The sequence below is a fragment of the Streptomyces sp. NPDC002520 genome, from assembly GCF_053595235.1.
The window spans coordinates 53,487-75,792 of sequence record NZ_JBSFXG010000024.1 but is presented as its reverse complement, the minus strand read 5'-3'; the positions used below and the strand labels follow the sequence as shown (position 1 = coordinate 75,792).

General features: G+C 72.2%; 21 protein-coding genes and 1 pseudogene. 4 read left to right on the top strand and 18 right to left on the bottom strand.

Annotated elements, in window-relative coordinates; genetic code table 11:
- Positions 1 to 2: 2 nt before the first annotated feature.
- Positions 3 to 407 (bottom strand): DUF2000 family protein, encoded by a 405-nt coding sequence (locus ACWD5D_RS28875; RefSeq protein ID WP_451375749.1) that lies wholly within the window; start codon positions 405 to 407, stop codon positions 3 to 5.
- A gap of 91 nt (positions 408 to 498) precedes the next feature.
- On the opposite strand from ACWD5D_RS28875, the gene ACWD5D_RS28870 reads away from it, so the two are divergent.
- The gene (locus tag ACWD5D_RS28870) at positions 499 to 1,350 is read left to right on the top strand and encodes an AraC family transcriptional regulator (protein ID WP_451375680.1); all 852 of its coding nucleotides are present in this window, start codon (positions 499 to 501) and stop codon (positions 1,348 to 1,350) included.
- Here ACWD5D_RS28870 and ACWD5D_RS28865 read toward each other — a convergent pair.
- From ACWD5D_RS28865 to mshA, 3 genes are all read right to left on the bottom strand, one after another.
- Entirely contained in the window at positions 1,329 to 3,014 is a 1,686-nt protein-coding gene (locus ACWD5D_RS28865) for a glycosyl hydrolase family 28-related protein (RefSeq protein WP_451375679.1), read from the bottom strand. The genes ACWD5D_RS28870 and ACWD5D_RS28865 overlap by 22 nt on opposite strands.
- A gap of 114 nt (positions 3,015 to 3,128) precedes the next feature.
- Entirely contained in the window at positions 3,129 to 3,647 is a 519-nt protein-coding gene (locus ACWD5D_RS28860) for a YbjN domain-containing protein (protein ID WP_451375678.1), read from the bottom strand.
- The gene (gene mshA, locus ACWD5D_RS28855) at positions 3,640 to 5,031 is read right to left on the bottom strand and encodes a D-inositol-3-phosphate glycosyltransferase (protein WP_451375677.1); all 1,392 of its coding nucleotides are present in this window, start codon (positions 5,029 to 5,031) and stop codon (positions 3,640 to 3,642) included. The genes ACWD5D_RS28860 and mshA overlap by 8 nt, the downstream gene beginning before the upstream one ends.
- 240 nt (positions 5,032 to 5,271) lie before the next feature.
- Here mshA and ACWD5D_RS28850 point away from each other — a divergent pair, with 240 nt between their 5' ends.
- The 3 genes from ACWD5D_RS28850 to ACWD5D_RS28840 all read left to right on the top strand — a co-directional run bounded on the left by ACWD5D_RS28850 (position 5,272) and on the right by ACWD5D_RS28840 (position 9,230).
- Positions 5,272 to 6,057, top strand: coding sequence for a class I SAM-dependent methyltransferase (locus tag ACWD5D_RS28850; RefSeq protein ID WP_451375676.1), 786 nt, complete (start codon positions 5,272 to 5,274; stop codon positions 6,055 to 6,057).
- Between the two features lie 353 nt (positions 6,058 to 6,410).
- On the top strand, positions 6,411 to 7,490 hold the full coding sequence (locus ACWD5D_RS28845; RefSeq protein ID WP_451375675.1) for a C40 family peptidase: 1,080 nt from the start codon (positions 6,411 to 6,413) through the stop codon (positions 7,488 to 7,490).
- Between the two features lie 426 nt (positions 7,491 to 7,916).
- Positions 7,917 to 9,230, top strand: a complete 1,314-nt coding sequence (locus ACWD5D_RS28840) for a PP2C family protein-serine/threonine phosphatase (RefSeq protein ID WP_451375674.1) — start codon at positions 7,917 to 7,919, stop codon at positions 9,228 to 9,230.
- A gap of 26 nt (positions 9,231 to 9,256) precedes the next feature.
- On the opposite strand, the gene ACWD5D_RS28835 is transcribed toward ACWD5D_RS28840, so the two are convergent.
- The 14 genes and pseudogenes from ACWD5D_RS28835 to ACWD5D_RS28770 form a co-directional block, all read right to left on the bottom strand.
- Positions 9,257 to 9,604 carry a DUF2516 family protein gene (locus ACWD5D_RS28835; protein ID WP_451375673.1) on the bottom strand — a complete coding sequence of 116 codons (348 nt, stop codon included), beginning with the start codon at positions 9,602 to 9,604 and terminating at the stop codon, positions 9,257 to 9,259.
- 106 nt (positions 9,605 to 9,710) lie between these two features.
- A complete protein-coding gene (locus ACWD5D_RS28830; protein WP_451375672.1) occupies positions 9,711 to 10,319 on the bottom strand; it encodes a hypothetical protein in 609 nt (202 codons plus the stop codon).
- Positions 10,320 to 10,406: 87 nt separating this feature from the next.
- Positions 10,407 to 10,967 carry a helix-turn-helix domain-containing protein gene (locus ACWD5D_RS28825; protein ID WP_451375671.1) on the bottom strand — a complete coding sequence of 187 codons (561 nt, stop codon included), beginning with the start codon at positions 10,965 to 10,967 and terminating at the stop codon, positions 10,407 to 10,409.
- A gap of 169 nt (positions 10,968 to 11,136) precedes the next feature.
- The gene (locus ACWD5D_RS28820; RefSeq protein WP_451375670.1) at positions 11,137 to 12,003 is read right to left on the bottom strand and encodes an RNA polymerase sigma-70 factor; all 867 of its coding nucleotides are present in this window, start codon (positions 12,001 to 12,003) and stop codon (positions 11,137 to 11,139) included.
- A complete protein-coding gene (locus ACWD5D_RS28815) occupies positions 12,000 to 12,578 on the bottom strand; it encodes a carboxymuconolactone decarboxylase family protein (protein ID WP_451375669.1) in 579 nt (192 codons plus the stop codon). The genes ACWD5D_RS28820 and ACWD5D_RS28815 overlap by 4 nt, the downstream gene beginning before the upstream one ends.
- A 63-nt stretch (positions 12,579 to 12,641) precedes the next feature.
- Positions 12,642 to 14,684, bottom strand: a complete 2,043-nt coding sequence (locus tag ACWD5D_RS28810) for a HelD family protein (protein WP_451375668.1) — start codon at positions 14,682 to 14,684, stop codon at positions 12,642 to 12,644.
- A 40-nt stretch (positions 14,685 to 14,724) separates the two neighbouring features.
- Entirely contained in the window at positions 14,725 to 15,354 is a 630-nt protein-coding gene (locus tag ACWD5D_RS28805; protein WP_451375667.1) for a TetR/AcrR family transcriptional regulator, read from the bottom strand.
- A gap of 53 nt (positions 15,355 to 15,407) precedes the next feature.
- A complete protein-coding gene (locus ACWD5D_RS28800; RefSeq protein WP_451375666.1) occupies positions 15,408 to 16,298 on the bottom strand; it encodes a hypothetical protein in 891 nt (296 codons plus the stop codon).
- Between the two features lie 27 nt (positions 16,299 to 16,325).
- Positions 16,326 to 17,324, bottom strand: coding sequence for an ATP/GTP-binding protein (locus ACWD5D_RS28795; protein ID WP_451375665.1), 999 nt, complete (start codon positions 17,322 to 17,324; stop codon positions 16,326 to 16,328).
- Between the two features lie 83 nt (positions 17,325 to 17,407).
- Positions 17,408 to 18,166 carry an HAD family hydrolase gene (locus ACWD5D_RS28790; protein ID WP_451375664.1) on the bottom strand — a complete coding sequence of 253 codons (759 nt, stop codon included), beginning with the start codon at positions 18,164 to 18,166 and terminating at the stop codon, positions 17,408 to 17,410.
- A gap of 191 nt (positions 18,167 to 18,357) precedes the next feature.
- The gene (locus tag ACWD5D_RS28785; RefSeq protein WP_451375663.1) at positions 18,358 to 19,101 is read right to left on the bottom strand and encodes an HAD family hydrolase; all 744 of its coding nucleotides are present in this window, start codon (positions 19,099 to 19,101) and stop codon (positions 18,358 to 18,360) included.
- The gene (locus ACWD5D_RS28780; protein WP_451375662.1) at positions 19,101 to 19,979 is read right to left on the bottom strand and encodes a winged helix-turn-helix domain-containing protein; all 879 of its coding nucleotides are present in this window, start codon (positions 19,977 to 19,979) and stop codon (positions 19,101 to 19,103) included. The genes ACWD5D_RS28785 and ACWD5D_RS28780 overlap by 1 nt, the downstream gene beginning before the upstream one ends.
- Before the next feature lie 99 nt (positions 19,980 to 20,078).
- Positions 20,079 to 20,537, bottom strand: a pseudogene (locus ACWD5D_RS28775) (GntR family transcriptional regulator).
- Between the two features lie 434 nt (positions 20,538 to 20,971).
- Positions 20,972 to 22,210: a GNAT family N-acetyltransferase gene (locus ACWD5D_RS28770; RefSeq protein ID WP_451375661.1), complete on the bottom strand. Its 1,239-nt coding sequence runs from the start codon at positions 22,208 to 22,210 to the stop codon at positions 20,972 to 20,974.
- Between the last annotated feature and the right edge of the window lie 96 nt (positions 22,211 to 22,306).

Here is a 22,306-nt window from a genome sequence, read left to right as displayed (position 1 = left end):
GGTCACTGGTGCATCCGCGCCCCCTTCAGCACCTTGTCCACCCCGTTTCGCGGGCCGTACACGGCGAGTCCGACCAGGTCCAGGTCCGCCGTGCCCACGGCGCGGACCGCCGCGCGGTTGTCGCGGTCGTTGCCCGTGGCGAAGAGGTCGGCGGTGAAGACGGCGCGGGGCAGCGCGCGGGACAGGGCTCGGGCGTGGGCCGCCTTCAGGGTCTCCTTCGTGCCCTCGAAGACGAGCACGGGCTGGCGGAACATCGGCAGGTAGGTGACGCCGTCCGCGTCCTCGTACGGCTCCCCGACGATCTCCGGGACCTCGCTGCCGAGGCCGCTGACCAGGAAGGCCGTCACGTTGAGGCGCTGCCACGGCTCCAGGTCCTCGCGGAGCAGCACGGCGATCTTGGTGTCGATGGGGGTCCCCCCGCGCTGGGGGGCCCTCCCGCTCGAGCGAAGCCGAGAGTGGGGGAGAAGTCGAGAGTGGGGGAGCAGGGGCTCGGTGTTCATGCACCGAGACTGCCGCGCGGCCCGGCGGGCGGTCTTGTACGTTCTTTGCGTGGCCGCAGCCCAGCCGGACGTCTCCGCCTGGCGCCCACGTGTCCCGGGCGTCGTGGAGGTCTTCCACGCCCATTTCACCGAGTACGCGTACCCGATGCACGTCCACGACAACTGGACGCTGCTGATCGTGGACGACGGGGCCGTACGGTACGACCTGGACCGGCACGAGCACGGCACCCCGCACGACACCGTCTCCCTGCTGCCCCCGCACGTTCCGCACAACGGCTCCCCCGCCACCCCGCACGGCTTCCGGAAACGAGTGCTGTACCTCGACAGCAGCCATCTCGGCGAGGAGCTGATCGGGCCGGCCGTCGACGGGCCCGACCTCCGGGACCCCTTGCTGCGGCGGCGGGTCGGGCAGGTGCACGCCGCGCTCGGGCGGCCCGGGGACGAACTGGAGGCGGAGAGCCGGCTCGCGCTGGTCGGCGCGCGGTTGCGGGACCATCTGCGGCGCAGGGAGCCGGAGGCTGCCGCCCGCCCCGATCCCGCCCTCGCGCGTGCCTTGCGTGAACTGCTCGACGAGCGGGTCTCGGAGGGGCTCGCCCTGGCCGAGGCCGCGCGGCTGCTGCACGCCCATCCCGCCCACCTGGTACGGGCGTTCAGCACCGCCTACGGCATCGCCCCGCACCAGTACCTGACGTCCCGCCGGGTGGGCCGGGCGCGCCGGCTGCTGCTGGACGGGGTGGCGCCGGGCGAGGTGGCGGTGGCGACCGGGTTCTGCGACCAGGCCCATCTCACCCGGCACTTCAAGCGGCTGGTGGGCATCACCCCGGGGCGCTACCGACTCAAGTCGGCTTGAGCGTCGTACAGGTTGCGCGGGCGCACGGCGTCCGTGGTGCCGTACAGCTCCAGGCGGGAGTGCAGGTCTCCGGTGAAGTCGGGGACGTCGGTCTGGTCGAACTCGGTGACCGTGTCGAGGCCGACGGTGGCGGAGTACGGGGCCAGGCCGTCGATCTTCATCAGGCCCGCGCGGCCGTTGGTGACCCTGACGTTCCAGTGGGTGAAGCGGGCGCCGAAGAGCGGGCCGGCGCTGGCGTCCCCGCCGTGGCGGCCGTTGTTGTTCACGGTGATGTCGGTGCGGACGTTCGCGAAGGGCAGGCCCCGGTGGCTGTCGAAGGTGCCCATCCGCATCTCGCCGCGCGACCAGACGTTGTGGGACGAGAGGCCCTCCACGTTGATGCCGTGCAGCTGGGTGTTCGGCGGCGCGGGGACCGTGCGCTGTTCGATCGTGAAGTCGTCGATCAGGTTGTCGTGCGCGCCCTCGCGGCAGAAGTACGGGTGGTGCGAGCCGCGGCCGGCGACGCGGGTGCGGCGCAGGGTGCAGGCGGAGGCGGCGACCAGGCCGAAACCGTTGTCGACGTGGCGGACCGTGACGTCGTCCACCCAGCAGTCGTAGGCGCACTGCAGGACGACGCCGTTGTACCCCTTGTCCAGGAGGTGCGGCGACTGCGGGGTCTGCATCGCCTCCAGGGTCAGGCCCTCGACGCCGGAGCCGGTCAACTCCGGGACGTGGGTGGTCAGCCGGGGGTCCCACTCGGGGCGTATGTCGAGCGGGAGGGGGCGTTCGAGGGTGATGCGGCGGCCCTGGACGCGGGTGATGCGTACGGGCCACTCGTAGGGGACGTAGGAGGTCAGCTTGGTCTTGTCGTCCCAGACGTACGCGGCCGGGCCGGGGCCGCCGCCCGCCATGTGCTGGAGGAGGGTGTGGGCCGGGTCGTCGGCGAGGCGGAGGAGGACCAGCCGGCCGGGCCGCAGGTCACCCGCGTCGGCGACGGTCACCGTCCAGGAGCCCTGGCGGGCCGGTTCGAGCGTGGTGAGGGTCGTCCACTCGTCCCGCTTGTTGCCGGTCCAGCCCTCGAAGGGCCAGGCGCGGGCCCGGATCGCGGCCACCAGGGAGTCCAGGCGGGCCTTCGGCGCCAGCCAGATGAGGCCGCCGGCCCAGGACCAGGAGGACTTGTCGCCGCCGTAGCGGGAACCGTAGGCGCCGATCAGCTCGGTGAGGTTCTTCGTCGCGTACAGGGTCGTACGGCCGCTGCCGGCGCCGCGCAGGACGACGCCGGAGTCGCCGATGCGGATCAGGTCGTCGATGCGGAAGGTGCCGGGCGGGATGGTGACCGTGCCACCGCCGGCCTCTCCGGCGGCGGCGATGGCACGGTTGATCGCGGGGGCGCAGTCCGTGGTGCCGTCGGGTACGGCGCCGTGGTCGGTGACGTCGAGGACGAGCCGTCCGGTGGCCCGGATCCTGGTGCGGCAGCCCGCCCGGCCGATGAAGGGGATCTGCGGATGAGTGAAGGGGGACCGGGCGAACTCCCGCCAGATGGCGGGGACTTCCGGGACTCCCTCCGCGGTCGCCGCCGCGGCTGCTTCGGCGGTCGCGGCACGTGCGGTGCCCGTCGTGGCGCCGAGGGCCACGGCGGTGGCGCCGGCCAGGAGTGTGCGTCTGCTGACGTGCCCGTTGCTCATGTCCAACCACCCCTTCTTATTCATGGATATGAACGACGTTCAGGAATGCGTTGGCGGTGAGCATGCCACTGCTCCTCGGGTGAAGGGAAGAGCGAGGAAGGGCTTGACTGAAGCTCAGCCGGCGGGGCGCTCGATCAGGTGCTTGAACGCGTCCAGGTTCCGCGTCGACTCCCCGCGGGACACCCGCCACGCGTACTCCTTGCGGATCGCGGAGGCGAAGCCCAGCTCCAGAAGGGTGTTGAAGGCGCCGTCGGCGGCCTCCAGGACCTGGCCGAGGAGACGGTCGATCTCCTCGGGGGTGATGGCGGTCAGGGGCAGCCGGGCGGTGACGTAGACGTCGCCGAGCCGGTCGACGGCGTAACTCACGCCGTACAGCTTGAGGTTGCGCTCCAGCAGCCAGCGGTGGACACCGGCCTCGTTCTCGTCGGGGTGACGGACGACGAAGGCGTTGAGGGAGAGCGTGTGCCGGCCCACCAGCAGCGAGACGGTGGTGGAGAGCTTGTGGGTGCCGGGGAGTTTGACGACGTAGGTGCCGGTCTCCGGGCTCTCCCACTCCAGTTCGGCGTCCTTCAGCACGCCCTCGACGACCTGTCCGGCCCTCTCGGCCCTCTCGGCCCTCTCGGCATCACCCATGCTGGGAGCGTACGCGACGGCGGTGGGACTGGGTGGCGGCCAGGTACACGTCGGCCGTGGCGGCCGCCGCGGTGTCCCAGCCGAAGGACTGCGCGTGCCGGGCGGCGGCCGCGCCCATGCGCGCCGAGAGGGACGCGTCGTCGGCGAACCGGCGCAGCACGCGCGCGTAGTCGGCCGGGTCGTGGCCCTGGACGAGGAAGCCGGTGACGCCGTCGCGCACGGCCACCGGGAGACCGCCCACCGAGGCCGCGAGCACCGGCGTCCCGGCCGCCTGCGCCTCTATCGCGACCAGGCCGAAGGACTCGCTGTAGGAGGGCATGACCAGCACGGAAGCGGCCCGGAACCAGTCGGCGAGCTGCGCCTGCCCGACCGGCGGCCTGAACCGTACGACGTCGGCGACGCCGAGCCGTGTGGCGAGCTTCTGCAGCCCCTCCGGCTTGGCGAGGCCGCTGCCGCTCGGGCCGCCGACGACCGGTACGACGAGGTTCGGGCGCAGGTCGGGACGCTCGTCCAGCAGCACGGCGACGGCGCGGAGCAGCACGTCGGGAGCCTTGAGGGGCTGTATGCGGCCCGCGAAGAGCGGGATCAGGGCGTCCTGGGGCAGGCCGAGGCGGGCGCGGGCGGCGGCGCGGGCGGCCGCGGTGTCGTCCGGCCCCGGCGCGCCGAAGTGCCCGGGGGCCGCGCCCTGGGGGAAGGGCCGGAAGCGGTCGAGGTTCACGCCGGGGTGGACCACGGCGACCTTGCCGGGGTCGGCGGCGTAGTGCCGGACGAGTTCGTCGGCCTCCTCGGCGGTGTTGGCGATGAGCTGGTCCGCGGCGGCGACGATCTGGGTCTCGCCGATGACGCGGGCGGCGGGCTCGGGGGTGTCGCCGTCGGCCAGGTTGGCGTTCTTGACCTTGGCCATGGTGTGCATGGCGTGCACCAGGGGGACGCCCCAGCGCTGGGCGGCGAGCCAGCCGACGTGGCCGGAGAGCCAGTAGTGGGAGTGGACGAGGTCGTAGTGGCCGGGGCGGTGACCGGCCCAGGCCTGCATCACGCCGTGCGTGAAGGCGCACAGCTGGGCCGGGAGGTCTTCCTTGGCGAGGCCCTCGTAGGGGCCGGCGTCGACGTGCCGGACCAGGACGCCGGGGGCGAGCTGGACCGTGGGCGGGAGGTCGCCGGCGGTCGCCCGGGTGAAGATCTCGACCTCGATGTTGATCGCGGCCAGCCGCTGGGCCAGCTCCACGATGTAGACGTTCATGCCGCCGGCGTCGCCGGTGCCGGGCTGGTGGAGCGGTGAGGTGTGCACGGAGAGCATGGCGACGCGGCGGGGCCTGCGGTGCAGCCTCAGCCGCGAGGGTGCCGCCGGCGAGCGACGCCCGAGCCTGCTGACGTACTGGCTCACGGGCGTTCCTCCTTGCTGCGGGCATGCCTGCCGGAGGACCGGCGTCGTCCTCCAAGGGGGTCCAACAGCGGACGGGTGTCCCGCCATTTCCCGATCAGGCGACTTTACCCAACCATGACCTTTGATCGATCAACCGTTCGACGTTCCGCCGTTTGGGGCCCGCTTACCCTCGTAGGCATGGCAGCCCGCGCGACGTCCCTTTCTCACTCCCGGCTTCGCTCGGCCGGGGGGACCTCCGTCGTGGGGACGGTGACGCGCGGGACCACCAATCCCAACCGGCTGCGCCGCATGGACCGCTGGATCGCCGCCACGCACGGCGCCGAGCTGCGCCGCGCGGCCGACCCGGTCGCCGTCGACCTCGGGTACGGCGCCGCACCCTGGACCGCCGTCGAGCTGCTCGGCCGGCTGCGGTCCGTCGCCCCACGCGCGCGCGTGGTCGGCGTCGAGATCGAACCGGAGCGGGTCGCGGCGGCCCGGCCGTACGAGTGCGAGGGCCTGGCCTTCCGGCACGGCGGCTTCGAGGTCCCCGTCCCCGGGCGTCCGCTGCTCGTGCGGGCCGCCAACGTGCTGCGCCAGTACGACGAGGACCAGGTCGCCGCCGTGTGGGAGCGGCTGTGCGCGCGGCTCGCCCCGGCCGCCGGCGGCTCGCGCGGCGGGCTGCTGGTCGAGGGGACGTGCGACGAGATCGGGCGGCGGCACGTGTGGGTGGCGCTCGGCCCGGACGGCCCGCGCACGGTCACCTTCGCGACCCGGCTGGGCTCCCTGGAACGGCCCTCGGACCTGGCCGAGCGGCTGCCGAAGGCGCTGATCCACCGCAATGTGCCCGGCGAGCCCGTGCACGCCTTCCTGCGCGACTTCGACCGCGCCTGGGCCGCCAACGCGCCCTACGCCTCCTACGGCGCCCGCCAGCGCTGGATCCGCACGGTCCGGGACCTGCGCGCCGACTGGCCGGTCACGGACGGCCCGGCCCGCTGGCGGCAGGGAGAAGTGACGGTGGCGTGGGGGGCGTTGGCGCCGCGCGGATGAACCGCCGGGAAGGCGCCGCGGTGCGCCGCGGGGAGCCCGCACGGGCGAACCGCGTGACGGCACACGGGTGACCTACGGGAGCCCGCACGGGCGAACGGCATGAACCCGCCCGGAGGAACGGCCTGGACCCGTGTGGGTGACACCGACGGAACGATCGCCGTGCGTCGTTCGTCACATCGGCGGGGAGATCGCCGTAATCGCAAGGGTGCGAGGGGACATGTGCGGAAGGGGGGAGACACGGGGGGCACGGAAAATCCGACTTCCGCCCACCTCTGTCACTTTGCGCGACATCGTGACACGATCCCCCGGGCATCCGTAAGTTACTGACGGTAAATCAGCTTGGGGGCTCAGGTATGGGTACAGGCAAGGGCGGCCTGATCGCCGCCGCCGTGACCGTGGTCTGCGCGGCGACCGTGCTGACGGCCCCCGGCACGGCCGTCGCCGCGCCCATCCCCAGACCGGGCGCGACGCCGGGCACCACCCCGACTCCGCCGCCAGGCAAGGGTCTTGAGAAGGTCCGCGAGAAGCTCGACGAGCTGTACCACGACGCGGCCGTGGCCACCGACGCCTACAACGCGGCCGAGGAGCGGACGAAGAAGCAGTCCGCGCAGATCGTCACGCTGGCCAAGAAGATCGTCGAGGGGCAGACGAGGCTGGACGAGCTGAAGGACCAGGCGGGTGCCGCCGCCCGCGCCCAGTACCGCAACGGCGGCCTGCCGCCCATGGCCCAGTTCCTGTTCAGCGGCGATCCGCAGCAGGTCGCCGACGGGGCCGGGACGGTGCTCAACGGCGAGCGGGCGACCAGGAAGCTGCTCACCGAAACGACCCGCGTCCAGAAGCAGTTGCAGCAGTACGCGGACGACGCCTCGGCGCAGTGGGAGAAGTTGGAGGCCGACCGCAAGGGGAAGGCCGCCGCCAAGAAGAAGATCAAGGAGCAGATCGCCGCCGCCGAGGAACTCGAGTCCCAGCTGGAGAAGAAGGAGCGGGAGCGGCTCGCCACGCTGGAGCAGCAGGCCGCCTACAAGGCGCAGACCGCCTGGCTGGACACAGGCGTGCTCAAGGAGATCAAGAGCAAGGCCTCGGCGCCGGGCAAGGCGGCGGTCGCGTTCGCCACGGCCCAGCTCGGCAAGCCGTACGTGTGGGGCGCCGAGGGCCCCGGCTCCTTCGACTGCTCCGGCCTCACCTCCCAGGCCTGGGCGAGCGCCGGCCACCCCATCCCGCGCACCTCGCAGGAGCAGTGGAGGCAGCTCGAGCACGTCGGCATCGAGGACATGCGCCCCGGCGACCTCATCATCTACTTCGACGACGCCAGCCATGTCGCGATGTACGTCGGCGACGGCGCGATCATCCACGCCCCGCGCCCCGGGCGGTGGGTGACGGTCGCGGGCGCGGGCTCGATGCCGATCCTCGGGGTCGTACGACCCGACGCGTAGGCCTCACGGCGGGGGGGGAAGGCGGTGGAGCGCCGTCGGGCTTCGGCCGTCTTCCGGGCGCGGGTCTCGCGCCGCGGCCGGCCGTGCCCGCGCTCGACCTCGCTCGATCGGGGGGACCCCCATCGCAGCGCGGCCGCATACCGATACGGCCCCGCGCCCCTCGGGCAGTCCCCGTGACGTACGCCATGTGACCCGCTCCACCGAATCCCCGCCGTAACCCGGGCGGTACGTGAGCTTCGTCATTCCCTGTCCCGTGCCGTCCTGTCCAACTGCGGTACGGAAAGCGGCATATGACAGTGGCCTGCGCGGGAGCGACGCGGCTCACACCATTCCATCGGGGCGGCAGGTACCGCTATGGTCACCCGTCGGTGGTACGAGGTCCCTCGACGCCACCGTGCCCTCGGGGGGAGGGAAGGAAACCGAACAATGCCCGTACCCGTACCGCGGCAGAGAGCGATCCCGGCCGTGGAGAGTGGTCAGGCGCAGGCCGCCTCCATGAGTGGCGGCCCCCTCAAGGAAGAGGCACACCGCGGCGCCGCGACCACCACCACGACCGGCGCCCCTCTCACCCTGCTGCTGATCGAGGACGACCCGGCCGGCCAGATCGTGCCCGATCTGCAGGACGCGGCCGGCCGCCCCATCCGCGTCCGCACCGCCCGCAACCTCACCGAGGCCGAGCGGCTGCTCACCGACGACGTCCACTGCATCCTGCTGGACCTCGCCCTCCCGGCCCCCGGCCGGCCCACCGAGGCCGACGACCGGAAGGCCGACGAGCTCGCCGTGCTCCGGCACGTGCTCAGGCTCGCGCCCCGGCACGCCGTGCTCGCGCTGACCGCCTCCGGCGACGCCGAGCGCGGCGCCGAGGCCGTGCGCGTGGGCGCCCAGGACTACCTGTTCCGCGACGAGCTGGACAGCCGGCTACTGAGCCGTGCGATCCGCTACGCAGTGGAGCGGAAACGTTCCGACACCGCCGAGCGGCGACTGACCGAGAGCAGGCTGCGCGCGCAGGAGAACCGCCGCCTGGAGCGCGGTCTGCTGCCGACCCCGCTGCTGGAGGGCTCCTCGCTGCGGTTCGCCGCGCGCTACCGCCCCGGCCGCTCGCGCGCCCTGCTCGGCGGCGACTTCTACGACGCGGTGCGCACCCCCGACGGCACCGTGCACGCCATGATCGGCGACGTCTGCGGCCACGGCCCGGACGAGGCCGCCCTCGGCGTGGAGCTGCGCATCGCCTGGCGGGCGCTGACGCTGGCCGGACTGTGCGGGGACGAGCTGCTGAGCACGCTCCAGGAGGTGCTGGAGCACGAGCGCGCGGACGAGGAGATCTTCGCGACGCTGTGCACGGTGGACATCGCCCCCGACGGCCGCAGCGCCGGCCTGTGCCTGGCCGGCCACCCGGCCCCGCTGGTCGCCCGCCCCGGCCGGGACGCGGAGCTGCTGCCGTACGACAAGAACGGCCCCGCCCTCGGCCTGCTCCCCGGCGCCCGCTGGCCCCGGACGCAGGTGGAGCTGGGGGCCGAGTGGAGCCTGATGCTCTACACCGACGGTCTGATCGAGGGCCGCGTCGGCGCGGGCAAGGAGCGCCTGGGCCAGGACGGCATGGTCGCCATGATCCGCCGCCAGCTGGGCGAGGGCCTGCGCGGCGAGCACCTGCTGCGCGCCGCCGTGCACGAGGTCCGCGACCTCAACGGCGGCGAGCTGACCGACGACCTCGCGGTGGTCCTGCTGGACAGGACTCCGTAAGGCTCCGCCCGGGGGCTCCGCGGGGCTCAGCGACGGCCGTTGTACGGCCCGTACGGACCGTCGCTGCTGCTTCCGCCGCGGCGGCGGCCCCAGCCGTTGCCGCCGGAGGCCTGCTTGACCGCGGGACGCACGTCAACGATGTAGACGATGCTCCCGACCAGGCCCGCGATCGGCAGGATGCCGAGGATCGAGAACATCGCGCTCACCACGAGCGCGAGTCCGAGGATGATCAGCCAGAACACCTTGTTCTGCTTGTCGGCCGCGCGAAAGGCGTCCTCGCGCCGGAACGCGGCGTCGACGAGCCCGAACGCGGCCAGAGCCATGAGGACGATCTTCAAGATCCCCATGAATCCCTCGAAGCCCAACATCAGCATGCTGCCCACCGCCCGCTGTCTCCCGATCCCTACGCCGTCACCGTACCCGTACAACGGGCCGGACACCCCAAGGGTGCCCGGCCCGTTCATGCCTCGTCGGTCACGCTCACTTGGCCGGCGGGGTCGTCCGCTTCACGGGGGTGACCTTGCGGGCGGCCGGAGCCTTCTTCGCCACGGGCTTCTTCGCCGCGGAGTCCGCCTCGGCGGCGGCCGGCTTCGGCTCCTCCTTGACGACGACCGGCCTGACGACGGCAGGCTCGGGCTTGCCCTCGACGGCGATCGCCAGGTCCTCGAGGTCCTCGGCGGCCTCGCCGCGCCACTGCTTCACGGCCTGCTCGCCGTGCTCGGCGACCTTCTCGTAGGTCTCGCGGGCCTTGACGGCGTACTCGGCGGCGACGCCGACACCGCGCAGCGCGAGGTCCTGGGCGGTCTCGCCGAACTTCTTCAGGTCGACGTCGAGGGTCCCGATGATCTCGTTGACCCTGGTCTGCAGGACCTCCTGCGCCTCCTTGGCGCGGGCGGCGGCCTTCTCCTGCACGGCCTTCGGGTCGGCCGCGCGCACCTTCTCGATGCGCGCCGGGGCCTCGGCACGCAGCTGCTCGACCAGGGCGGGCACCTTCTTGGCCTGCTGGAGGGCGAGGTCGGCGGTGCCGGCGGCGAAGTAGAGCGGGGTCGGGTCGCTGAGGGTCTTGCGCAGGTCGTCGGTGATGGCCATGGTGGTGGTCCTCCCGGATTCGCGTTCGGCTGAGGTTCGTGTGGTCCGCGGTATGGCGACCGGTGGCTGACTTGTCGAGGGCCCGCCTCAACCGGTCGTCCGCCGCGGACCGGCGTCACTGCCGCCGGCCCCACGGCTGCCGCGTGCGGCGCTGTCGCCGCGGTCTTCGGTGTCGCCCGGACCGACGTCGGTGCCCGGTTCGACGAGGTCGCCCGGTGCGCCGGCGCTGCCCGGCGTCCCCTCCGTGTCCCCCGTACCGTCGCTCCCCTGCTGCGGCTCGCCGACCCCGAATCCGTTCTCCTTGCGGAAGGACTCGTAGATCTGGAGCAGCACCTGCTTCTGCCGCTCGTTGAGCGAGGGGTCCGCGAGGACGACGGCGCGCGTCGCGCCTTCGCGGACGCGGTCCTCGCCGTCCCGTTCGGCGTCGAGGATGCCGGCGCGGACGTACAGCGTCTCGGCGGAGATGCGCAGCGCCTTGGCGACCTGCTGGAGCACCTCCGCGCTGGGCTTGCGCAGCCCGCGCTCGATCTGGCTCAGGTACGGATTGGACACCCCGGCGGCATCGGCGAGCTGACGCAGCGACAGCTGTGCGTTGCGCCGCTGCTCGCGCAGGTACTCACCGAGATTGCCGACGTTGAGCGATGCCATGCCTCCACCATGCCCCACCCTTGCTAACAATTGCAAGCAGCCGCTTGCAAAAGTGTGCCGTGCCACGTCCGGCGTGCCCGCCGCCGATCACGACCGCGGGGCCGGTACGGAAGATTCCGTACCGGCCCCGCGGTGGGGTTCCGGTGGGCCGCACCGGGTTCCAGCAGGCTCATCTGGCCAGTTCGGCCGGCTCCTCCAGCCGGGTCAGCTTTCTCGGGTTCCGCACGACGTAGATCCGGGTGATCCGCCCGTCCTCCACCACGAGGCTCACCGTGGACGGCTCGCCGTCGAAGTCGAGCCGGCCGGCGGGTTCGCCGTTGAGCCACACGGCCGTCGTCCCGAGCGCGTCCACCACGCGGTTCACGCGCGCGAGCACCGGCGCGATCAGCTCGGCCCCGTGGATCGGGGCGGGCGCGGCGGCCACGACCCCGCCGCCGTCGGTGATCATGACCACGTCCGGCGCCATGACCTCCATCAGTTCCCCCAGTCGCCCGGTGCGCAGCGCGGCCAGGAACCGTTCCACGACGGCCTGTTGCTCCGACCGGCTCACCCGCACCCGGGGCCGCCGGGCCGCCACGTGGTCGCGGGCCCGCCGGGCGATCTGCCGTACCGTGGCCGCGGACTTCCCGACGGCCTCGGCGATCTCGCCGTACGACAGCTCGAAGACCTCGCGGAGCACGAACACCGCGCGCTCCGTCGGTCCGAGCGTCTCCAGGACGGTCAGCATCGCGATCGAGACGCTTTCCGCGAGTTCGATGTCCTCGGCGACATCGGGGCTGGTCAGCAGGGGTTCGGGCAGCCACTCGCCGACGTACTGCTCACGGCTGCGGGACAACGTGCGCAGCCGGTTGAGGGACTGCCGCGTCACGATCCGGACGAGGTAGGCCCGCGGGTCCCGCACCTGCGCGTGGTCGACACCGGCCCAGCGCAGCCAGGACTCCTGGAGCACGTCGTCCGCGTCGGCGGCCGACCCGAGCATCTCGTAGGCGACGGTGAAGAGCAGACTGCGATGGACGACGAACGGATCCCCGGTCATGCGGTCGACGCCGCGCCGGATCGCGCGGGGCTCTCGGCCAGGGGGATCTCGCACGCGTCGGAGAAGCCCTGCGAGGAGACCCCGCCCGCCACGTTGGCCCGGGTCGCCAGGTTCACGTAGGCGATGAACGCGGTGAGTTCGACCATCGCCGCGGGGCCGAGCCGGTCGAGCAGCCCCCGGTGCAGCTCGTCGGTGACGGTCGGCGGCGTGTGCGTCATGGCCTCGGCGTACTCCAGGACGTCCCGCTCCAGCGGCGTGAACACCTCCGAGTCCCGCCAGCGCGGCACCTGGCTCGCCTTGGCCAGGTCCAGGCTCTGGTTCCGCGCCTGGAAGTAGCCGACGTCGAGGCACCATGTGCAGCCCACCAGCGCGGCGACGGCCATGTGCGCGTACGACTTGAGGCTCGTGTCGGCCGCGTCCCACGCGCCCACCTTGCCGCCGAACTCCAGGTTGTCCTGGGTGACCCGGGGGTTGTGCCAGTTCACCTCGACGTTCTCGGGCACGGCACCGAGCTGCTTGACCATGTTCTCCACGAGCTCGGCGGGGAGCTCGGCCTTCGGGAGGCGTAGCGCCATCGGATTCTCCTTGGACGAGTGTCTGTCGCCCATGAAGACACCGCCCGGCGCGTGCGTGTGACATCACTGGAAGGGCAGGGGCCGGGCGTGGACGACGTCCAGCCGGGACACCGCGCGGGTGAGCACCACGTACAGACGGTGTGCTCCTCGTGCCTCCGCCTCCAGGACGGCGGCCGGTTCGACGGCGACGACATGGTCGTACTCCAGGCCCTTGACCACGCTCGCGGGCACGACGGCCACCCGGGCGCCCGGTTCGTCCGGGCCCGCCGTGGGGATGCCGGCCGCGGTGAGGGCGTCCTGGACCCGGGTCGCGTCCGCGTCGGCCGTGACGACGCCGACCGATCCCTCGTGGGCCAGCGCCTCGCGCACGGCGGCCACGGTGGTGGCGGGCACGTCGTCGGTCGGCCGCAGGGTCAGCTCGCCGTCCGTGCGCAGGGAGCGGACGGCGGGTACGGCCACGTCGAGCCGGCCGAGCAGCCGGTTGGCCAGCTCGGCGACCACCGCCGGCACCCGGAACCCGGTGGTCAGCGGCACCACGGCCGCGTCCGGCTTGCCGAGGTGGCGCAGCTGTACGGCCCAGTCGCGGGCCGCCCACTCGGTGGTGCCCTGGGCGAGGTCGCCGAGCACGGTCAGCGAGCCGAAGGCGGCCCGGCGGGCGATGGCCCGGCACTCCATCGGGGAGAGGTCCTGCGCCTCGTCCACGACGATGTGGCCGTACCCCTCGGGGTGCTCGATCAGCCCCGACAGCTCGTCCAGCAGGACGAGGTCGGCGGCGGACCAGCGGGCGGACTTGTACGAGCGCGGCGGCCGGGGCCACCGCAGTGCCGCCTGCTCGGCGGGGTCCAGCAGTCCGTCGGCGGCCCGTGCCAGCGCGTCGGCGTCGGTGAGCAGTCCGGCGAGGATCTCCTCGGGCCGGACCTTCGGCCACACCGCGTCGAGCCGGGCGGTGAGCGGCCGCATCCGCTCGGCCCGGCGCAGCCATGCGTTCGGCGGCGGCCCGGACCGCCGCTCCACCTGTTCCAGCAGCAGCCGCACCAGCCGGGCGCGGACCCGCTCGCGGCCGGTCGCGTACGGCGGCTCCTCGGCGCGCACCTCCTCGACGATGCCGGCCAGCCGGCTCGCGGTGACCCGCAGCCACAGGGAGCCGTCCCGCACGGCGAGGTCGGTCGCCCCCTCGGCGGACACGCGCGCGTACAGCGCCCGGCGCAGCACCTCGGCCATGCGAGCGTCGTGCTTGAGGGCGGCCGTGGGGACGGGGTCGGTGCCGGTGGCGGGGTGCCGGGCGATCTCGTCCAGGAGGGTGGCCTGGCGGACGCCGCTCTCGCCGAGGGAGGGCAGCACCTCGGCGATGTAGGAGAGGAAGGTGCGGTTGGGGCCGAGGATCAGCAGGCCGGCGCGCTGGATGCGCTTGGGGTGGGTGTAGAGCAGGTAGGCGGCGCGGTGCAGGCCGACGGCCGTCTTGCCGGTGCCGGGGGCGCCCTGGACGCAGACGGAGGCGGCGAGGCCGGCGCGGACGAGGTCGTCCTGTTCGGGCTGGATGGTGGCGGCGATGTCCCGCATCGGTCCGATGCGGGGCCGCTCGATCTCGCGCGTCACGATGTCGCTGGTCCGTGACTCGCCCCGGCCCAGCCGCTCGTCCTCGAACCCGGTGAGGTCGGCGGAGTCGCCCCGGCTGCCGGCCGCCCAGCCGAAGCGGCGGCGGACGTCCACACCCTGTGGATCGCGCGCGCTCGCCTGGTAGAAGGCGCGGGAGACGGGGGCCCGCCAGTCGACGACGAGGGGTGGGGCGGCCGGGTGCTCGGTGATCCGGAGCCGGCCGACGTGGTAGTTCTGCCCGCCGTGCCCGGGGTCCTGTGCGGCGAAGTCCAGCCGGCCGAAGAACAGCGGCCCCTGGGGCAGTTCGCGCAGCGCCTTGGCCTGGCTGCGCAGCTGGTGGCCGAGGACCTCGGCGTCGGCGCCGGAGGCGGAGACGTCCTCGCCGACGACGACCTGTTCGGCGGCGCCCTCGATCATGGCGGCGAGGGCGGCGCGGCAGGTGTCGTGATGGGCGCGTTCGCTGTGGAGGGTGGCCTGGATGTCCTCGGGGGCGGGGCGGAGTGACGTCATGGCGCCACGGTACCCAGAAAACGTAACTCGGTTAAATTCTTTACCGAGTCTCATCCATCACACGGCCCGTGAGCCCGGACAGGCCCGCCGCCAGCCGTCCGAAGGCCCGCTCGGCCGCCGCCACCGCGTCCGGCCGTACGTCCTCCACGTCCTCGCCCGCCGCGATCCGCCGCCAGTTGTCCATCGCGAGGATCCGCTGGACGGCGATGATCTGCCCGGCGGCCAGCCGCGCGTCCAGCCCCCCGCCGAGGGCCTCGGCGAGCGCCGCCTCCGACCGCTCCTGGAAGGAGTACGCCCGTGCCACCAGCGCCGGAGTCCCGTACAGCAGACGGTGGAACGCGAGCACCGCCGGATGCGCGTTCAGCCCCGTCACCGGATCGCACCGCTCAAGCCCCTCCAGAAAGTTCCGGCGCAGCGCCTCCATCGGCTGCTCCGCACCGGCGACCACCCGTGCGGCCTCCGACTCGTGGTCCGCGATCCGGTGCAGGACCAGGTCCTCCTTGGTCGGGAAGTACCGGAACAGGGTCGGCTTGGAGATCCCGGCCGCGGCGGCGACCTCCGCCACCGACACGGCGTCGAAGCCCTTCTCCAGGAACAGCCGCACCGCGGTGTCCGACACCTCCTGGTACATCCGCCGCTTCTTGCGCTCGCGCAGGCCCATCTCACCCATGAGGGGAGCCTACGCACCGCGGCGGCCACGGGGAGGGCGCGGAGGGCACGCCCTCAGACAGCCGCTCCCGGCCGCCACCCGGGCCTTCTCGCGAGGCTCCACAGATCGTCGAAGTGCTTGTTCCACGTCGAGACGGCCGCCTCGGCAGCGGACGAGCCGTCCCGCGACCACACGTTCAGGTCGGTCCGGTAGCCCTTGGGGTCGAAGTACTCGTCGCCCATAGGGTCCAGCCGCATCCGCGCGGAAAGGTCGTACAGGCCGTGCAGCACCTGTTTCCGGTTGAAGATACAGATCTTGTCGCGCGGTATGCCCGGATAGAAGCGGTACTCGCACTCCACGACGACCGGGCCGGTCGCCGTGAGCCGCTCGGCGAGCTGCGACAGGATGCCGTCGTACTCGCGGCAGCGCTGCTCCATGCGTGTGCGGAAGTGCGGGTCGTCGACCGGCAGATCCTCGTCCCCCACTTTGGACGGCACCGTCATCGGCAGGCCGAAGTCCGGGATCAGCATGCGGATCGACACACGCCGGATGGGACCGGGGTTGTCGACGAGGTCCTCCAGACGGTGGTACAGCGCGTTGAAGAGCGTCTCGCCCGTGTACCCGAGAAAGCTGATCTCCACCTTCCGGGCATCGAAGGCCTCGCTGACGAAGCTCCCCAGCTGGCTGGAGTTCACCGGCGCCCGGCTCGGCACCGCCCGTACCGCCGAGGACAGCTCCTTCACCTGGTCGTACAGCACATAGCCGACCAGGCTGAGCAGTGCGCCGCCGAGGTAGGCCTTGCCGTCCAGCGCGTCACCGACCGGCTTCACGAACTGAGCGGTGAGACCGGTGACGAAGATCCCGAGGAGCACGACGCGGGTCACCATCGACTCGAAACGCTCCTGGAAGCGCCTCAGCCGGGACCCCACACGGCTGGGCGCCGAACCGTTCGACCGCTCGGACATTCGGGCCCCTTCCGCTCCTCGCCGCGCTCAGTCCTGGCTCTGCTGTACGGGCCGGCGGCGGCCCGGGAGGCGTGCGGGGAGCGGGTGGGCCGCCTTCCAGAACGTCTCGAACAGCTCCTGGCGGCGCTGGATGATCTTCCGTGCGTGCGGGCCGTCGTCCCGGTTCCAGCGCGTCAGCAGCGAGTCGTGTCCTATGAGGTCGAGCAGCTCCCCACCCTCGCCCGCGCCGGGGGCGAGGACCGGGCCGTACTCGTCGGGCCGCCGCACGAGCTTGTCGTAGATGCCCTCGAACACGCAGTCGTCGTTGACGAGGTAGAGCTTCAGCATCGGCGACATGTGCAGCGCCCGGAACTCCACCGTCAGGGTGCCCTGCGCGGCGTGGCGCATCCTGCCGATCATCTCTCTCAGCTCCGACTCGAACCCGGAGATCCTGACACGCAGATAGGCACGGAACCCGGCCGCGTCACCGGCCGTGCCGTCCTCGTCGAGCAACCCGGGAACCTCGATCGGCTTGCTGAAGTCGGGGACGAGTACCCGGACGGACACCGTGCGTCGCGCGTTGGCGGGCAGATCGCCCAGCAACTCCTTGAGCTTGGGGGCGACGGTTTCTCCGGTGAAGCCCAGGACGGACAGCCGGACGGCCTCGCCGTCCCGCAGCGCCTGGCGGTACTCCTCCGCCAGATCGTTCGGGGTGATCTGCGATGCGGCCGCCGAATGCTGGGCCTCGCCGAGTTCCGCGACCTGGTCGGTCAGCACCCGGATGGTGTCCCGCAGGTGCTCCGTGGCATCCCGCTGTGCCTCGTGGGCCGCGTTCAGCCGCTGCACCTCGCTGTAGAGGACGTAGCCCACCAGACTCAGCAACGCCCCGCCGATGTACGCCTTGCCCTCCAGAGCGTCACCCACGGGTTTGACGAACTGCGCGACCAGGCCGACGGCGAACACCGCCAGCAGCAGAATCCTCGACACCGTGCCCTCGGCCCGCGTCCAGCGCGCCGCCATCCTGCTTCTCAGCGTGGTATCCGCCACCAAATCCCCCTCGGAGCAAGCACCTTGAAGTGCCTCGCACATGGTGCCCGGTGAGCGGGTGGGTCAGGAAGGGGACAGCGGGATCAACAACCGGACTTGTCCGGTACCTGTTCGCCGCGGCGCCGGGCCAGCTCCAGCAGCGACTCGTACGACGCCAGCACCACCTTCGCTCCGGCATCGCGCAGCAGCTGCCGTTTCCCCTCGTTCCGGCCGTAGCCGACGAAGCGGACCCCGGCCCGCTCGGCGGCGACGAAGTCCGTGGGCGTGTCCCCGATCATCACCGCTTCCTCCGGGGGGAGCCCCAGGCTCCGCAGGGCGCGGACGACGACGTCCGGGTGGGGCTTCATCAGGTCCGGATCCGCGCCCCGCCCGTGGATGGTCTCGAAACAGGTCCGCAGACCCCGCTCCCGCAGGTACCGATCCGCCGCGCCGGCCGCGTTGTTCGTGACGACGGCCAGCCGGGAGCCGCGGTCGGCCAGCCAGGCGACAAGCCGGTCGGCGCCGACAGTGGGCAGGGCGTGAGGGACGGCCCCGAGCTCGCCCTCCGTCACCTGCGCCTCCAGCCTCCGCACAAGGTCGCCGAGGTCCCCGTCCCCCCGTGCCCGGTGGACCGCGCGGAGGACCACGTGCGGATCCTTGTCCTCACGTTCCGCCGCGGTGAGGACGTCCAGGACGCCGGCGGCCGCCACGGTCCGGCGCAGCTCGACCGCCACGGACATGGACGTGCCGTAGGGGAACAGACGGCACAGAGGTCCGTCGAAGTCGAACAGGACACAGCCCGCGCCCGGACCGGCGGCCAGAAGCTCCCAGGCGTCCTCGACGTCACCGTGGTCATCAGCCATGTCGCTCCATCCGTTCCTCGGCCCGTCCCGCACTCGGCGCGTCCGGCCACCACCAGCCTCGACGGCCACCGGTCCGTCCGCCCCGACACCTACTACTGTCCCGGCAAGACAAAGCGTAGGTGTCGGGCGGAACGGAACCCGCACACCATCCGTAGGCAGACGGGCTACCCCACGGGGCGGCTCGCGCGGGACTAAGCCCGCAGCGCCCGCAGCAGTGGCTCCAGTGTCCCCACGACGTGTTCGGCTCCGGCCTCGATCAGCAGTTTGGTCTTGCGTTCGTTATGCGCGTAGCCGAGGAAGGGGACGCCGGCCTGACGCGCGGCCGCGAGGTCCGAGGGGGTGTCGCCGATCATCAGGGCGGCCGTGGGGGCGGCGCCCATCGCGTTGAGGGCGCGGTTGAGGCAGTGCGGGTGGGGCTCGAGGTGGTGCAGATCCTGGGTGCGGCCGTAGATGTGGGGGGCGAAACAGGTGGTCAGGCCCCGGTCCTCGAGGTAGGCGCGGACCACGCGGGGGGAGTTGTTGGTGGCGATGGCGAGCCGGGAGCCGACCGCCGTCCAGGTGCGTATCAGGGGGTCGGCCCAGGCGGTGGGCATCGCGGAGGTCGCGGCGCGCAGCTCCTCGTGGGTGAGGCGTTCCTCCAGCTCGGCCACGAGGTCGCTGCCGGGGTGTCTGCGGTCGACGGCGCGCAGCACGACGTGCGGGTCGAGGGACTCCCGTTCCTCCTCGCTGAGGAGTCCGTGCAGCCCTCGGCCCTCGAGCCAGTCCACCAGCTCGTTCGCCACCCGTTCCGCCGAATGCCCGGCGAACAGGCGGCAGATCGGCCCGTCGAAGTCCCACAGGACCACGCGGGCGTGACTGATCAGTTCCCGGAGGCTCTCGCTCGCGTGCGCGCTGTCGGCCCCCGCCGGTCCCGTCTTCGTCGTCTCAGAAGTCACTAGGAGAGTGTCAGGTCCGTGGTGATGGTTTCCCAGAGGGCGTCGAACCACTTCTGGGACTGCTCCACGAACGCCGCGTCCCGTCGCCCGGCCCGCATATCGAAGGAGAACAGGAGGGATTCGGAGCCGAGGGCGTCGTACATCTCCAGCGTTCCGCCGTCCGTCTGCTCCTCGCGCCGGCTGACCAGGTAGTACGCGTACAGCGCCTCCACGCCGTTGAGCAGGTACAGCTTGGCCGGCGGGGTGAACGGCAGGGCTCGGAAGGTGACCTGTACGTCGATGTCGTGGGTGGAGCGCAGGGCCTGGAGGTTGTACTGCAGGACCTGGCCCTGGGCGTTGCGCATCGCCAGCCAGCGCTGGTGGACGGGGTCGTCGTCCTCGCGCCGGGCGTCGACCGAGACCGGGAAGGCGAGGTTGATGTCCCGGGACGGCAGCAGGACGCGGGCGTGGATCCGGTCGGGGCGGATGCGGCCCTCGTGGATCATGCGCAGCGATTCTCCGAGCGCGGGGATCAGGCTCTGCGCGGTCAGGCACACGGCGTCGATGCGGACGTGGGGCGCGCAGAACGCCTCGGTCAGCCGGGGGGCGAGGACCACCATCGTCGGCTGGGGCCCGTCGAGCGCGGGGGCGCGTCCGGCGATCCGCGGCGGGCTGCCCTTGCTGACGTTGCTGAGCAGGCCGTCCTTCTGAAGTGCGCGCAGAGCCTGGCGGACGGCACCGCGCTCCACGCCGAACTCCTCGGCCAGCTTGGCCTGGGTGGGCAGGCGCTCGCCCACCTTGAGGTCGCCTCTGCGGATCCGTTCGCGCAGGGTGTCGGCGATCTCCTGGGGATTGAGCCTTCTCCCATTCACAGCCACGTTCTCCTGGGTCACGACCAAACGGTACAACCGCCAGCCATCTAGACAGAGTTGGTTGCTAACTTGGCCGAGTCGCACTCGGTACTCCGCGCCCCCCTGGAACCGTCCCGACGCACAGCACTACGGCGTCAGCACCAGATCCGAACTGATCGTCTCCCACAGCGCGTTGAACCACAGGTGGGACCGCTCCACGAAGGTGGCGTCACGCAGTCACGCTCCCTGGTCGAAGGGGAACAGCATCGAACGGATGCCCCCGGCGTCGTACAGCTGCCGGTGCTCGTGCTCGACGTGCGGGGCGGCGAAGGCCGCGGCGACGCGTGGCGCGAGGCCCACCATGGTGGGCTGCGGTACGGCGGAGGGGCCGGCCGGCAGCCGGGCCGGGCCCAGCGGCACGGCCACGGTGGCGGGGCTGCCCTTGGACACGTTAGCGAGCAGATGCTCGGACTGGAGGATGCGCAGCGCCTCGCGCACGGCTCCGCGCTCGACGCCGAACTCGTCGGCCGGCTTGACCTGGGTCGGCAGGCGCTGGCCGGGGCGCAGCGCACCGGAGCTGATCCGGGTGCGCAGGGCGTCGGCCATCTCGCGGTGTGACGCGCGTGACCGCTGTGACCTCTCAGGCCCCTTGACGGGGGCGTGTTCCTGGTCCACACAGAAACACTACAACTTCCCGCCATCTTCCGGCAGTTCATGGGAAGGTGGTTATACGACGGCCCCAAGCGGAGATAAGTACCGTGGAGTTGGTAGCCAACTTGGCACAACATGGTCGAGCTTCTCAGTGGTTGGCCGACCGGGCTCCCTTCCGGAGGGGAGCCGGGAGCCCGGACAGGGGACGGCCACCGAAGCGCACCGTCACGACGCACCAGCCCGCACAGCCACAACTGAACACCGGCAACGCACCGTCACAACTGAACACGGCAGAGCACAGCCACAACTGAACACGAGGGACAACTGAACAGCTCGCTACGGATGCACGGTCAGCGTCGTCGAAGGAAGGGAGGGAGCAGAGGGACGGATCAGAAGATGTCCGGGCACCACGGTCGCCCGGAGGTACGGAACAGGGCGTCGGCCTGACGGGCGGCGCCCTCTCGTGCTTCCTCGACCCGCCCGAGCACCGCGAGCCGCGCCAGGGACCCGTCCCCCAGCCAGACCGTGGCCAACTCGTCCACCGGCAGCGTGAGATCGACCGCCGCACCGGCGGCGGGCGTGCACGACACCCCGTCCGGCGAGGCCTCCAGCCGGAACCGGCCCCCGGCGAGCCCCGCCCGGTCCACGACCTCCAGCACCACTTCCCCCGACCTCTCGTACGTCCGCGACTCCAAAGCGCGTACGACGTCCAGGATCCGCACCCACAGCCAGTCCGCGTGCGTGGTGACCCGGGCCGCGCGCGGGTCCGGGAGGAAGAACGGCAGCAGGTCGTCCGGGCCGCGCCAGCCGCTCTTGACCTTCGTGATCCAGTCGATCGAGCACAGGTAGTGCCACAGCGCGCGCTCGGCCGCGGGGGTCGCGGCGATCAGCCCGTTGACGTCGGCGGTGTTGTCCGGCTGCTTGCCGTGCCAGGTGTCGGTGGTCTCGTACGACACCAGACCCTCGACCTCGCCGAAGGCGTTGCGGTAGACGGCGTGGAAGGGCTCGGTCCAGTCCCGGTGGAAGCGGACGGCACCGGTGTTCATCTGCCACCACAGCTCGTCCCGGTCGACCGCGCCCGGCGTCGCACGGCGGAACCGCTCGTACAGCTCGGGGCCGAGCTTGCGGACGTCGGCGCCGTCCACGAGGTCGATGCGGCCTCCGTCCTCGGGGCCGGACCAGCGCGGGTCGAGGCCGGCGCGCGGGACCTCGACGGTCCACTCGGTCGTCCAGGTCGCCGGGCCGAAGCCGTAACGGCCGTAGATCGGGTACTCGGCGGCGATCAGGGTGGCGACGACGTCACCCCGCTCCTTCGCCGCCGCCAGGTCCCGGCCCATCATGCCCGTGAGCAGACCGCGCCGGCGGTGGGTGGGGCTGACGGTGACGTTGGAGACGGCGTCCGCGGCCACGGGCGCGCCGCCCACCGCGGTGATCTCCTGGGCGAAGGAACGGAAGGTGGCCACGCAGCGGCCGCCGTCGAAGGCGCCGAGCAGCCGGCCCGGCACGAACTGCCTGCGGCGGGCCTCGATCTGCTCGGGAGTCAGCACCGGCTCGCGCAGGAATCCGGTGTGCAGCGCCCGCTGCCAGTCCTCGAACTCGTCCTCGGTGACAGCTCGTACGTCGGTCATGGGGCCACGGTAGGCGGGCGACGCGGACCGTGTCGCGCGCATTTCCCCAGGCCCGGCCCTCGTGTCCCGGCCCGCTCTCGTCGTCCCGGCCCCGGC